Raw genomic sequence first — 12,810 nt, forward strand, 5'->3', positions numbered from 1 at the left:
GGACGCTGCCCACCTCGAGATGTCTATCGAAAATATTCCTACCGAGAACCCCAAGACTGGTCGCATTACTGCTCAGAGCGTAGTAGCCCTGTTGCGCAAGATGGGGGCTCCACTTCGTGTCGGAACATAACCATGAAAGTAAACAACAGACCTCCCGTAGAACTGCATCGCCTTATTTCATCGGCGCTCAAGGACAAATCAATCGTGGATCGCATGCGCTCGGATCCTCGTTCTGTGTACGAATCCTTCGGCGTTTCGAAAAGGGAACAAGCCCTACTCCTGGAGGACCCGCGAAACGCTCTAAACCATATCGGCGTTCATCCCAATCTTCAATTCAAGCTGCTTGGTGTTCTGGGGCTGCTAGAGCTGTCCATCGTGTCTGTCGAACCTTACATTGCACAAATGAGGAAAAGCCATGGGCAAGATAGTTAGCGTTGCAGCCACTTCTCATACATTTGGCAATACAAGTGGAGTGGAACAAGCAACACAACGCGTAGTTGAAGGCATGGCCGAAATAGGTCGACATATTGCCCAAAGTAGTCCAGATGTACTGGTGATCGTTGCGAGTGATCATCTCAACAACTTCACGCTGGACACCCAGATCCCGATTGCGATTGGCATTGCCGATGAGTACAAGCCTTTAGGGGACATGGGCATTCCAATACTGACATACCAGGGGAACCGCGATTTCGCACAAGGTTTTGCGCAATACAGCGCCGATGCAGGATTCGATCTGGTTCAAGTCGAGAACATCTTTCCTGATCATGGGGTAGCCTTCCCCAATTCTTACAGTAATAACCAAGGCACGACCACTCTGGTTCCCTTGTATCTCAATACGGTGATGGTTCCTCCACCTTCATGCGCCAGAGCTTACAGCCTTGGTATCACGTTGGCTGACTATGTAAGAACGGCCCGACCTGAGGACGAACGAGTGTCTGTAGTGGGCAGTGGTGGTCTGTCGCATTGGATCTGTCTTCCTGAGTCCGGCCAGGTAAACGAAGAATGGGATAACTATGTCATGCAAACCATTATCGACGGTCGTGGCCAAGAACTCGTATCACTAAGCAAAGCCGAGATTCTCGCGCAGGGAGGCAACGGCGGGCTCGAGATTGCCTCGTGGGTATTCGCGGCTGGAGTAAGTGAAGGGCGAAAGGGAAGAAAAGTGTACTACGAACCGATGGTTTCATGGTGGACCGGCATGGGAGGGATCATCATGGATGATCTCAGCACAAACAGTTGATGAGGGGGAATACAAGACATGAAAAACTCAAACGCCTTGTCGTTACCAGATTGGGCAAAACGGGCTCGCCGCACCGCCACAGTGGACGGCATACAAACCAATTACTTTGAGCTTGGCACCGGGCCCAGCCTAGTGCTTGTACATGGTGGAGGGCCCGGGGCAGACAGTTGGGGAAACTGGAACATATGCCTACAAGAATACGCACGTAATTTTCACGTGATAGCGTATGACATGCCCGGCTTCGGTCGCACAGCCAAGCCTTCTCCCACCAATTACCCCTACGACCAGGAAAGTCGCAATCGTCACCTTATTGCCCTACTAGAACAATTGGGACTGCAGCAGGTCAACCTCATCGGAAATTCCATGGGTGGAGCCACAAGCCTGGGAGCCTGCATCCAACGTCCCGACCTTGTGAAAAAGCTGGTTTTGATGGGCGCCGCGGGTCTCGATGTGAATAATCCTGACCCCACCCCCAAAGACCAACTCCGGAAGTACGACTTTACCCTTGAAGCGATGCGCACAGTCGTTAAAACTCTGACCGGAAGCCAATACGTTCCAAGCGATGAAGTGATCTTATACAGACACGAGCTGATGCAGGACCCGGAGGCCCAAGCGGCGCTCCTCCAGATTGTGCGCTCGAAGCTGGTCTACGACGAGTCTCAGATTGCACAAGTCAAGACTCCAACGCTGGTCGTGTCCGGAAAGGAAGACCAAATAGCAGTACCGGCGCGAAGTCAACGCTATTTGGAGCTGCTTGAGAACTCGTCGGGGTTCGCAATTCCACATGTCGGGCATTGGGTCATGTTGGAGGCCCCGGAGGTCTTTGTGGAAATCACCATGCATTTCATGCTCAATGACTGGTAGGTAATGAACCCTTTGCCCTGGATAGATTCCGAGCCGCATCAAGAATGCATCCGGTTCAATTCCAACAGAACGGCACAGACGCACAGGAAAAACTCAGTGCAGAATTGCATACAGTACACAAATCCTATTGCGGAAAACACAAAAGAAAATCTAGGAGATTGGCAGTCATGCTTACCAAGGTAGATAACGAACGCCTATGCCAGGTTGGCCCTGGAACTCCAACAGGAGAAGCCTTTAGACGTTTTTGGATCCCTTTTCTTCTGCCCGAAGAATTGGTAACGCCTGACGGCGAACCGCTACGTGTGCGATTGTTGGGCGAGGAGCTCATCGCTTTTCGAGATACGGGCGGGAAACTGGGATTGCTTGACCGTTACTGCCCACACAGGCGTGTAGATCTGTTTTACGGCAGAAACGAGCAACATGGGCTGCGATGTCCGTATCACGGATGGAAGTTCGATACCACCGGAAAAATACTAGAGATGCCCGCAGAGCCTGAAGGCACCAGAATGATGGAGAACACCCGTATCAAGAGCTACCCCATAATAGAATGGGGCGGAGTGATCTGGGCCTACCTGGGAGATCCAGCCCACAAGCCCGAAACGCCCCCGCTGTTGGAATGGGCGCTGGTTTCACAGAATCAGCGATACATCACCAAGCGACTGCAACGCACTAACTATGCACAAGGCGTGGAAGGAGGTATTGATTCCAGCCATGTGGGAATCCTCCACAGCAAGCTGGACCCCAACAAGACCGGACAGCCATTTCGAGACAGACAAGTTTCTCCTGTGGCAGGTGTGCCCTATCTCGCCTCAGACACTGCACCAAAGTTCTTTGTGCGTCCATCTCGCCACGGAATGACTATTGGTGCGCGCAGAAACGCGTCCGAAGATTCCTATTACTGGCGTATCACCCAATTTTTATTGCCATTCTATTCCATGATAGCCCCCAGCAAGGACGATGGTCCACTCATGGGACACGCATGGACTCCAATTGATGACTACAACTGTTGGGTCTTTACCATGACCTGGAGAGGAGATCGCCCACTGAACGACGAAGAAATGGATATCGGCGCAGTGCATGGTACGACAAAGAGTGACGGAAGCTATCAACCGTTGCTCCATGCCGACACAAACTATTCCTTGGATAGAGAAGAACAACGGCTCAGGAGCATGACGGGAATACAGGGCATCGGCATGCAGGACACAGCCGTTCAAGAAAGCATGGGGCCGATCGTGGATCGCTCTCTTGAAACACTCGGCACCGGTGATGCAGCCATCGTTCGTTTCCGGAAGCTGGTTCTGAATTTATCTGAGGAACTAAAGTCTACCGGAACAATTTCCGTCGCAAGCAACCCCGACTGGTACAAAGTGCGGTCGGCCGGGGTAATACTACCCCATGACACTGATTTTATAGATGGCGCTGCAGATAGCATCGAGGTGAAGTAGCAAGACGATGCAGCATCAAACAGGCAGGCCACACCAATGAAACTTAAAACGGCCAACGCCTGGTTCTTATATTCGACTTGGAGACAAACTAATGAAAGCAAAAGCATTGATGCTGAGCCTAGCCTTGGCATTCCCGTTGTCAATCCACGCACAGGCGCAGAGTGGTACCAACGTAACACTCTACGGCTTGGTCGACACAGCCATAGAATATGTGAACAATATTTATGACGTATCCACCGGCGAAAAGCACAGTTCCTTTCATTTCACCAATCAGACTGCCTCCCTGCCCTCACGTTGGGGCGTACGTGGAAGCGAAAATCTGGGCGGCAACCTGACGGCTATATTCACGCTTGAGTCCGGGCTGAATACCGGTACCGGCACATCCATGCAGGGCGGCCGATTGTTTGGCCGACAAGCCTTCGTAGGTCTGAAAGGAGACTGGGGACAGATTGGCTTTGGTCGTCAGTACAACATGATCATGTGGGGGATGATGGGAGCCGATGTCTTTGGTCCCAATGGCCATGGAACAGCGACATTGGATAGCTATATAGCCAATGCCCGGATGGACAACGCAATCACCTATCGAGGCAGCTTCAACGGCTTCAAGTTTGGTGCAGCCTATGCGCGAGGTCGTGACACCGTGACAGGCAACAGTCCGGCCGCCACTGGATGCGGTGTCGACTACACCGATCAGGCCGCCTGCTCTGCATGGTCGGCCATGCTAGGTTACGACGCAGAAAATTGGGGGGTTGCTGGTATATACGACGTGATTAGCGGTAGTGGTGACACTACTCCAACCAACTGGAATGGATTACTGCGAGGCGAGAAAGACAGGCGCTGGGCCATAAACGGCTATGTCAAGTTTGATGCGTTCAAAGTTGGCCTGATCTACTTGAATCGCAACAATGACGCCGGCATGAGTAGCTACGCCGGCTCTTTGGGGAACCGGAGTGACTTCTGGACCCTGAATGCGTCTTATCATGCAAGCCCTGCCATAACCCTTGATGGCGCGGTTCACTATATCCGGTACACAGACGCCGATGTGCGCTCCAACTCATGGTTCTATGTTGCGCGTGCCTCCTATGCGTTCTCCAAACGGACCGCTGCTTATGCCTCTGTAGGTTACTTGAAGAACAAGGGCCATGCCGCCAACTCCGCATCCGGGGGCACAGCGGGACGGGGCTTCCAAGCCGAAGCCGGAGGAAATCAAACATCGCTCATGATCGGCTTGCGTCACGCCTTTTGAACAGCGCGCCAAGTTTGAAGGCCTGACTTTAGCAAAAACCTTTTTTGGGGCGGCCTTGCAGTCTGCCCCAAGCTCTTTCCGGGGTGCAATGAATGGAAGCAGTCGGCTGCCGCACGTGCTGACTAATTGGCAATTGACAGACTTTATTTTCAGTGTTCAGCACCGACACTTGCCTCGTCCACCCCCCTACTCCACCGTCACACTCTTAGCCAAGTTCCTCGGCTTATCCACGTCCGTCCCGCGCGCATATGCCGTGTGATACGCCAGCAGTTGCAATGGAATCGTGTGCAATAGCGGAGACAGCTTGCCGTAGTTTTCCGGCATGCGAATGACGTGCATGCCTTCTTCGTTGGTGATCTTCGTATCGGCGTCGGCAAACACATACAGCTCGCCGCCGCGCGCGCGTACTTCCTGCATGTTGGACTTGAGCTTTTCAAGCAGCTCATCGCGCGGGGCGATGGTAACCACCGGCATGTGCTCGGTGACCAAAGCCAGGGGGCCATGCTTGAGCTCGCCGGCGGGGTAGGCCTCGGCGTGTATGTAGCTGACCTCCTTAAGCTTTAACGCGCCCTCGAGGGCGATGGGGTAGTGCATGCCTCGCCCCAGGAACAGAGCATTTTCCTTGGCGGCGAAGCGGTCGGCCCAGGCCATGATCTGGGGCTCGAGTGCAAGCACGGCCTGAATGGCAACAGGCAAGTGGCGCAAGGCGCGCATGCTGTCGGCTTCTTTTTCTTCGGACAGGCGGCCCTTTACCTGCGCCAGGGCCAGGGCCAGCAGATACAAGGCGGTAAGCTGGGTGGTGAAGGCTTTGGTTGAGGCGACGCCGATCTCGATTCCGGCGCGAGTGATATAGGCCAGCTTGCATTCGCGCACCATGGCGCTGGTGGCCACGTTGCAGATGGTCAGCGTGTGTTCCATTCCCAGACCGCGGGCGTGCTTCAGGGCGGCCAGGGTGTCGGCGGTTTCGCCCGATTGCGAGATGGTAACCACAAGAGAGTGCGGGTTGGGCACGCTGTCGCGGTAGCGGTATTCGCTGGCGATCTCTACGTTGACCGGAATCTTGGCAATGGATTCAATCCAGTATTTGGCGGTAAGCCCCGCGTAGAAGCTGGTGCCGCAAGCCAAAATGAGCAGGCTGTCGATTTCCTTGAAGACTTTATACGCACCATCGCCGAACAGCTCAGGCGTGATGGATTCAATGTCTTGCAGGGTGTCACTTACCGCGCGGGGCTGCTCGAAAATCTCTTTTTGCATGTAGTGGCGATAAGGGCCAAGGTCGGCGGCGGCGGTATGCGAATGCACCGTATGCACGGTGCGCTCTACCTGGCGGCCGTCGCTATCAACAATCCATACGCGCGCCAGCTGCAGGTCGACGACGTCGCCGTCTTCAAGGTAAATGATCTGGTCGGTGGTACCGGCCAGCGCCAACGCATCAGAAGCCAGGAAGTTCTCATCCTGGCCAAGGCCTACCACCAGGGGCGAGCCGTGACGTGCGCCTATGACCCGGTGCGGTTCGTCGCGGCAGAAAACGGCGATGGCATAAGCTCCCTCAAGCCGCTGCGTCGCTTGCTGCACCGCGGTAAATAGATCGCCGTCGTAATTATGGTCGACCAAATGGGCAATAACTTCGGTATCAGTCTGGCTTTCGAACTCGTAGCCGGCTGCACGCAGTTCTACCCGCAATTCGTCGTAGTTTTCGATAATGCCGTTATGAACCAGGGCGATGCGGGGTTCACCCCGGCCCTGCCCAGAGAAATGCGGGTGGGCGTTGTGGGTGGCCGGCGCGCCGTGCGTGGCCCAACGGGTATGAGCAATGCCGGTAAAGCCGGCAAGGCTCTCTTTTTGAATTTCGCGCTCGAGCTCGGCCACGCGCTGGGTGCTGCGGGTGCGACGCAAGCCGCCGTCGGCATACACCGCTACGCCGCAAGAGTCGTAGCCGCGATACTCGAGCCGCTTCAGGCCTTCGACCAAAACCGGGGTTACATCACGCTGCGCCACCGCGCCGACAATTCCGCACATAAGCCTGAGCTCCTTGAATAAACCAATAGAGCCTATTGTGCTTAACCTATCGAGAAATAAGATTTCTTATTTATTGAATATATGTTCTTTTATTTCTTCACTCATGGCACAATTAATAATATTTCAAAAATAACTACTAATTTTACGAAATGAACACAGAGTTACAGCTGGACGAGCTCGACCTACGCATCCTCGAGCAATTGCAAGTAGACGCTTCGCTAACCAATCATCAGTTGGCGCAGCGGGTGCATGCTTCGGCGCCCACTTGTTTGCGGCGGGTGCGCCGGCTGCGCGAAAGCGGCGTCATTGAAAAACAGGTGGCCATTGTCAACCCCGAAAAAGTGGGCAATACCCTGACCGCCATTATTGAAGTGACGCTTGATGTGCAAACCACCGAAAACCTGCATGCTTTTGAAGAACGCGCGGTGGCGGAACCAGCCATCTTGCAGTGCTATCGGGTGTCGCAAGGCCCCGACTTCATATTGATGGCGCAGGTGGCCGACATGCCGTCGTATCACGCCATGGCGCATCGCGCGTTTACCTCTGACGCCAATGTGCGCAACGTACGCACGTTTTTTTCCATCCACCGCAGCAAGTTCGAGACACGCATGCCCGTAACCATCAGTGCTTCATCACGCAATTAAACGCCAGGATACCGATCAGCCCCGGGCTTCGTAACGCGTAAGCATTGCCTGGTAAGCGTCAAGATAACGATGTGCCATGCGCCGCGGGTCGTGTTGCTCCATGACGAAAGCATGGGCTTTTTGCGATAGACGATTGCGCAACTGGGCATCATCCAGGATGCGGCCCATGGCCAGCGCCAGGGCTTTATGATCGCCCACTTCACACAACAGCCCCCGGTTATCGGCCAACACTTCGGCCAAGCCGCCCGCGTTGGTGGACACCACAGGCACGGAACACAAGAAAGCGTCCAAAACACTGCTGCCCAGTGCTTCGTGGGTGGATGCCAGCACAAAGACATCCATCAGGCGGTAGAGATCTTCGACGCCTTCATGAAAGCCGGCAAAGATGTAGATGTCTTCTATCCCCAGTTCCGTAGTCAATTCCCTAGCGGCCTGTTCGGCATCTCCGCCACCGCCCAAGTGGAGGAAAACAAAATCGTCGCGTACCCGGCTTAGTTCATGTACGGCGCGCACCAGCGTGCAAGGGTCTTTTTCGCGTGTCAGCGCCGCAACTGTGGCGATCACCTTGCGCCCGGGCAAGCCGAAACGCTCGGAAAAATCACGTGCATGATCCAGATCAAACGGCTTGGCTTCAATGGCGCTGGGAATGACTTCAACAGTGACGCCAAGCCGGCGCGGCTCGGCGGCGGCCGCCTCGCTGATAGCCGCCAACAGATCGACCCTGCGCCATTTCCAGCGTGTCTTGTTTTGTTTTTTTTCGGTTACGGGAAACGCCGTGCGCCGTGTAAATGCAATCGGCCGGCGCAATAGCGGCTTCAGCAAGGCCAGCCAGGTCAGCGTGTTGGCGGTCTGTGCATGGAGCACGTCGAAACCGCGCGCCACGCTCAACAATCGAAAACACAACGAGGCCACACCGCCGGCCTCGTAAACTTCGAAGCCCTCGGCGCGTGCGGCCCGCGCCAGGGGCTCGCCACGCCGCGCCAACAAAGCCGCGTGATGGCCGGCAGCGCGAAACTGTTTCATGGTCAACAGCGTCTGACGCTCGCCGCCGCGCCATCCTCGTTCGAAATTAAGCTGCAATATGCGCATGGAAGTTCAAAGCTCGCTATCGGGGGCCGGGCTGTAAAAGCGGGCAATATTGACGGCCAGTGCACCCACCGCGCACAGCATCGAAGTTACCACGGCCAGGGTGGCGCCGTGCGATACGCTAAGGTTGAAGGCGATGGCCACCAGCGCTGTGCCGAAGCTTTGGCCAAACACTCGCGTGGTGGCCTGCAAAGCGCCCGCGGCGCCGCTGCGCCGCCGTGGCCCGCCGGTAAGCAACGCACGATTGTTGGGGCTTTGGAAGAAACCGAATCCCACTCCAGCCATCAACATGGCCGCCGCATGCCATCCAAACGCCGCATCCACAGGCAGCACGCTGACCCATCCCAGCCCCATTGCCATGCACGCTGCGCCTATGGCGCACAACACAGCTACTTGGTATCGATCGGCCATCCAGCCCGAAACCGGCGCCATCACCGCGGTGCCGACAGCCCACACACCAAGCAAGATACCAACGTCTGAATAACTATAGTTCAGGACATTGAGATAATAAAAGGGCAGCGCAACGAACGACCCCATCTGGGCGGCAAAAGAACACGCCGATGCGGCTACGGCGTAGGCCACGGGTGGAATGCGCAAGAGGTCGATGGGTACCAGCGGCGCTGTCTGGTCCCACGAACGCCGCACCAGAGCAACCGCACATACGCCCGCCACCAGCAAGAACCCCAATGCCTGCCACGTTGCATGCACAAGCATGTCGAGCCCGCTGATGAACAAGCCCAGCGTCAGCATGCTCAGGATGCAGCTGATCCAATCAAAACGACGCTTGATGCGTGGCAGATCGGGCAAAAAGCGGGCGCCATAAATCATCAACATGCACAGCGGAAGAAAAACGACGAATACCCATTGCCAGGCAGCGTATTCCAGAATGAAGGCGCCGATACTTGGCCCGACGACCGCCGCCGAACCCACCACCAAAGAATTCAGGCTTATGCCAAAGCCCATCATGCGCATGGGATAGGTATTACGCACCAGGCCGCCAAATAGACACATCAACATCGAGGTGCCCACAGCCTGGCACATGCGCGACAACAACAACCCCAGAAAGGTGGTGGACAGCGCGCAAGCCAATGCCGACACCATGCAAATCAGCGCGCCCAGCAGATACATGCGCTGCGAACCCATGCGCTCGCTGACCACCGACAAAGGCAGCAGGGTCACAACGATCACCAGGCTGTAAGCAATGACTATCCATACCACCAGGCCGGGGTCTATCGCCATGTCGCTGGCGATCTTGGGCAGCGCCACGTTGACCATGGTCATGTCCATCGAGGCGAACAAGACGCCCACGAGGATGGTGAGCACCGCCCAATAGCGGCGAGGCGCCTCAAGGCCGTCGGGATGAGCGGCCTCGCGTGGCGCCGGCTGCTTGCTTTGCACGCTAGTCTTTCTTGGTGGGTCGGGTCCAGCCCGGGATGGCTTTTTGCGTCGAGCGAGACAAAGTCAACTGGCCCGCCGGCGCGTCCCTGGTCAAGGTGGTACCCGCCCCCAGCGTAGCGCCGCGGCCAACAGTTACCGGAGCCACCAACTGACTGTCAGAGCCAATGAAAGCGTCATCTTCGATGACGGTCTGGAATTTATTGACGCCATCGTAATTGCAGGTGATGGTGCCAGCGCCAATATTGACCCGCTCGCCCACCAAGGCGTCGCCAATGTATGAAAGATGGCTGACTTTCGCCCCACGACCCAGCCTGCTCTTCTTGATTTCAACAAAATTTCCGACCTGGGCCTCGATGCCTACCTCGGCGCCCGGCCTCAAGCGCGCATATGGCCCCACTCGGGCTTGCGCCCCCACCGAGGCATCATGCACGTGGCTGAAGGCCTCGATTACCGCGCCCGCCTCAATGCCGGCCTGACTGATGACGCAATGCGGCCCAATACGCACGCCGTCCGCCAGCACGACGTCACCTTCAAAAACACAGCCGACATCAATGAAGACGTCACGACCGCACTGAAGCGTACCGCGCAGATCGAAACGTTCCGGGTCTGCCAGGGTAACGCCCTGCTCAAGCAGACGCCGGGCTTGCTCGCCCTGCCAAATGCGCTCCAGTTGCGCCTGCTGTGCCCGACTGTTGACGCCCAGGGTTTCCCAGGACGCGCCCGCTTGAGCCGCGCCCACGGGCACGCCGTCGGCAACCGAAAGCCCGACCACATCGGTTAGGTAGTACTCGCCCTGAGCGTTGTTGTTGTCGATGCGGCCAAGCCAGTCCACCAGGCGCGCAGTGGGCGCGGCAAGGATTCCAGTATTCACTTCGTCGATATCAAGCTCCGCCGTTGAAGCATCCTTGTGCTCGACAATGCGCATCACTTTCCCGTTGTCATCACGCACAATGCGGCCATAACCCGTGGGGTCGGCCAGCTTTTCAGTCAAGATCGCCATGCCGCCCTCTCGGGCCTTGATCAGGCCGGCCAGGCTGGCGGCCTGCACCAGCGGAACGTCGCCATACAACACCAGCGTAGTATCCTGCTCGGCGTCGCCCTGCAACAGCAACGGCGTTGCCTGTTGCACGGCATGGCCGGTGCCCTGCTGCGGGCTTTGCACCACAAAACTCAGGTCGGCATTGCCGGCGAAAGCCTCTTGCACGCGCTCGGCTCCGTGGCCAACCACGACGACGATGCGATCAGGCTCCAGTTGCCGGGCATTGTCCAGAACGTGGGCGAGCATGGGTTTGCCCGCAATCGGATGAAGCACTTTGGGCAGGTCGGACTGCATGCGCTTGCCCAGGCCTGCGGCCAAAATCACAATATTCAGCATGTTTCTATAAGACGAGTGTTGAAAATGGAGGAGTGCCGCCAATGAGCAAATACCGATAGACAGACCGCAGGATCGGCGCCATCAGGATCGGGCCGTGCGATTTCAACGAGCAGCGCTCTTGCGCACCGTTTTCGTGGCTTTTTTCTTTACCGCGGCTTTTTTGCCGGCCACGCGCTTAGCGCCGGCAGCCGGCGAATTCGCAGCCGCTTTGCGTGCACGCTTGGCGGCCGCCGTGCGCGTTGCTGCGCCCTTTGACCCGGCCGCACCCGCTGCGGCGCCCGCTTCCTGCATGCCGGCCACCGTCGCCGCCGCCAGCGTGTCGAACTGCTGCTGCAACATATCCCACCAACCCTGGGCAGCACCCGAAAGCGCCGCCGGATCGGCCTGAAAGCCCCCGGGCGTCGCAGCCGCGCCGCCGGCGGAACCCGCCGAAGTTTCCGGCGCCGCTGCCGTATCCGGATGTGCTTGCGTCGGCGTCTTTATCTTGGCCTGTCCCGATGGCTTGATGCCCAGAGCCACCTCGAGAGGCGAGGGATTATCGCCACCCTCGCTGGGCACGCCGGGAACATTAGCAAAAGACTTGAGGGTTGCAATAGTGGCCCGCTGCACTTCGAGCGCCTGGATGGAGCTGGTCAGCATCGACATATTCAACCGCAGCCAATTCTCGACCGCCCGCAAATCGCTGATGCGACGATCAAGGTCTTCAGTAGTGAGCGCGGGCGAAACGGGCGGCTGAGCCAGCACGCCCGAAGTCGCCAGGCCTTGCCACGCCTGGCGCATCATTTCCATGCTGGCCAGCAAGGGATTCTGGGAATAATCGCCGGCCTGACCAAAGCCCGGCAGGACGAAAGGATTGCTGTTCTGGCTGTTCATGGCGGCTTCCTGCAAGAAATTGGTGATGATGCCCATCACTGAGTATGCTGTAAGCTTAAACTGAACCGACACCCAGCGTCTAATCATGTCACGCTCATACTCCCTGACCGAACTGGAAGCCGCCATCAACTTCTGGCGCAATCACTCGCCCTCCCAGGGCGAAGAGCTGGCCTTATGCAAGCAAGCCGCCGCGCTGGCCGAGCCTTACGCTTTGATGATCTTTGAATCGAAAAGTGAAATTCCGGCGGAATCGCTTTCAGCCGAGGCCCAGCGTGCGCTGAACGAATGGGAAGCCGCCAACTAGCCGGCAGACACCCTGACTCCCGCAGCTCATACCGACCATTCCCGACTGCGCAGTTGCAATCGATCAAGTCGCATACATCATGCCTGTCGACACCTAGATCTCTTCGCGCGCACCCACCTATTCCTCCGAGGCTATTCCCCTCAACGATCTCCACTAAAAAAAGTGAAAGACCACCAATCCCTGGCCCAAGCTGCCGGGGGCAACGTACTTCGCCCCGGGCGTCGGAGGGCGCTGCGTGCTACCGAAGGGAGAGCGGGGGCAGTCGGCGACAGCCTGTCTGAGCTCCAAAGCGCGTAGCGCTGAGGGCAATGGAATG

At 56.9% G+C, this 12,810-nt stretch carries 12 protein-coding genes and 1 pseudogene; 8 read left to right on the top strand and 5 right to left on the bottom strand.

Annotated elements, in window-relative coordinates; genetic code table 11:
• The 6 genes and pseudogenes from ACIY1O_RS17010 to ACIY1O_RS17035 form a co-directional block, all read left to right on the top strand.
• Window positions 1-130: pseudogene (locus ACIY1O_RS17010) on the top strand (aspartate dehydrogenase); the annotation flags it as partial.
• Between the two features lie 2 nt (window positions 131-132).
• Window positions 133-432 (top strand): hypothetical protein, encoded by a 300-nt coding sequence (locus ACIY1O_RS17015; protein ID WP_397476279.1) that lies wholly within the window; start codon window positions 133-135, stop codon window positions 430-432.
• The gene (locus ACIY1O_RS17020) at window positions 416-1,240 is read left to right on the top strand and encodes a DODA-type extradiol aromatic ring-opening family dioxygenase (RefSeq protein ID WP_397476280.1); all 825 of its coding nucleotides are present in this window, start codon (window positions 416-418) and stop codon (window positions 1,238-1,240) included. Before ACIY1O_RS17015 ends, ACIY1O_RS17020 begins: the two co-directional genes overlap by 17 nt.
• Before the next feature lie 18 nt (window positions 1,241-1,258).
• Window positions 1,259-2,104 carry an alpha/beta fold hydrolase gene (locus ACIY1O_RS17025; RefSeq protein ID WP_397476281.1) on the top strand — a complete coding sequence of 282 codons (846 nt, stop codon included), beginning with the start codon at window positions 1,259-1,261 and terminating at the stop codon, window positions 2,102-2,104.
• Between the two features lie 167 nt (window positions 2,105-2,271).
• Complete coding sequence (locus ACIY1O_RS17030) at window positions 2,272-3,549, top strand: Rieske 2Fe-2S domain-containing protein (RefSeq protein ID WP_397476282.1); 1,278 nt, start codon at window positions 2,272-2,274, stop codon at window positions 3,547-3,549.
• 91 nt (window positions 3,550-3,640) lie between these two features.
• Window positions 3,641-4,795, top strand: a complete 1,155-nt coding sequence (locus tag ACIY1O_RS17035; protein ID WP_397476283.1) for a porin — start codon at window positions 3,641-3,643, stop codon at window positions 4,793-4,795.
• A 186-nt stretch (window positions 4,796-4,981) separates the two neighbouring features.
• Here ACIY1O_RS17035 and glmS read toward each other — a convergent pair whose 3' ends face one another.
• The gene (gene glmS / locus ACIY1O_RS17040) at window positions 4,982-6,814 is read right to left on the bottom strand and encodes a glutamine--fructose-6-phosphate transaminase (isomerizing) (RefSeq protein ID WP_397476284.1); all 1,833 of its coding nucleotides are present in this window, start codon (window positions 6,812-6,814) and stop codon (window positions 4,982-4,984) included.
• Window positions 6,815-6,963: 149 nt separating this feature from the next.
• Between glmS and ACIY1O_RS17045 the strand changes: the two genes are divergently transcribed.
• Complete coding sequence (locus ACIY1O_RS17045; RefSeq protein WP_397476285.1) at window positions 6,964-7,458, top strand: Lrp/AsnC family transcriptional regulator; 495 nt, start codon at window positions 6,964-6,966, stop codon at window positions 7,456-7,458.
• A 15-nt stretch (window positions 7,459-7,473) separates the two neighbouring features.
• Here ACIY1O_RS17045 and ACIY1O_RS17050 read toward each other — a convergent pair whose 3' ends face one another.
• The 4 genes from ACIY1O_RS17050 to ACIY1O_RS17065 form a co-directional block, all read right to left on the bottom strand.
• Complete coding sequence (locus ACIY1O_RS17050) at window positions 7,474-8,547, bottom strand: glycosyltransferase family 4 protein (protein WP_397476286.1); 1,074 nt, start codon at window positions 8,545-8,547, stop codon at window positions 7,474-7,476.
• Window positions 8,548-8,553: 6 nt separating this feature from the next.
• Complete coding sequence (locus ACIY1O_RS17055) at window positions 8,554-9,942, bottom strand: MFS transporter (RefSeq protein ID WP_397476287.1); 1,389 nt, start codon at window positions 9,940-9,942, stop codon at window positions 8,554-8,556.
• Between the two features lies 1 nt (window position 9,943).
• The gene (gene glmU / locus ACIY1O_RS17060; RefSeq protein ID WP_397476288.1) at window positions 9,944-11,317 is read right to left on the bottom strand and encodes a bifunctional UDP-N-acetylglucosamine diphosphorylase/glucosamine-1-phosphate N-acetyltransferase GlmU; all 1,374 of its coding nucleotides are present in this window, start codon (window positions 11,315-11,317) and stop codon (window positions 9,944-9,946) included.
• 102 nt (window positions 11,318-11,419) lie between these two features.
• A complete protein-coding gene (locus ACIY1O_RS17065; RefSeq protein ID WP_397476290.1) occupies window positions 11,420-12,190 on the bottom strand; it encodes a PhaM family polyhydroxyalkanoate granule multifunctional regulatory protein in 771 nt (256 codons plus the stop codon).
• Window positions 12,191-12,275: 85 nt separating this feature from the next.
• Between ACIY1O_RS17065 and ACIY1O_RS17070 the strand changes: the two genes are divergently transcribed.
• Complete coding sequence (locus ACIY1O_RS17070) at window positions 12,276-12,494, top strand: DUF3717 domain-containing protein (RefSeq protein ID WP_397476289.1); 219 nt, start codon at window positions 12,276-12,278, stop codon at window positions 12,492-12,494.
• Window positions 12,495-12,810: the final 316 nt, after the last annotated feature.

The sequence above is a fragment of the Pusillimonas sp. genome (assembly GCF_044464525.1).
Classification (GTDB): domain Bacteria; phylum Pseudomonadota; class Gammaproteobacteria; order Burkholderiales; family Burkholderiaceae_B; genus Pusillimonas.